This is a genomic window from Paracraurococcus ruber (genome assembly GCF_004353985.1).
GTDB classification, from domain to species: domain Bacteria; phylum Pseudomonadota; class Alphaproteobacteria; order Acetobacterales; family Acetobacteraceae; genus Paracraurococcus; species Paracraurococcus ruber.
The window spans coordinates 1-291 of sequence record NZ_SMOA01000747.1 but is presented as its reverse complement, the minus strand read 5'-3'; the positions used below and the strand labels follow the sequence as shown (position 1 = coordinate 291).

1 protein-coding gene is annotated in these 291 nt (G+C 83.5%); it reads right to left on the bottom strand.

What is annotated here, in order from left to right:
- On the bottom strand, positions 1-291 hold a 291-nt coding region (locus tag E2C05_RS33965; RefSeq protein WP_158292519.1), incomplete at both ends, for a hypothetical protein.

Sequence of the window (291 nt, the reverse complement as noted above, 5' to 3'; positions counted from 1 at the left end):
CCATCCCAGCGCCAGACGGCGCCGTCGCGCGCCACCACCGCCTGGCCCGGCCGCAGGACGGCCTGCAGCGCGGCGCCCTCGGCGCCGTCCGGCAGCAGGCCGACCTGGGACAGGGCGCGGGCGAGGGCGGGCGGCGCCTCCACCAGCGTGGCGAGCGGCGTCGCGCCGCCGGGCAGGGCAGGGGGCGTGTCCAGCGCCGGCAGCAGGCGCCAGTGCCGCGCGGCGGCGGGATCGGCCGGGCTGTCCAGCGCCTCCCCCAGCGCCGCGCCCAGGGCGGCTTCCAGCCCCGCC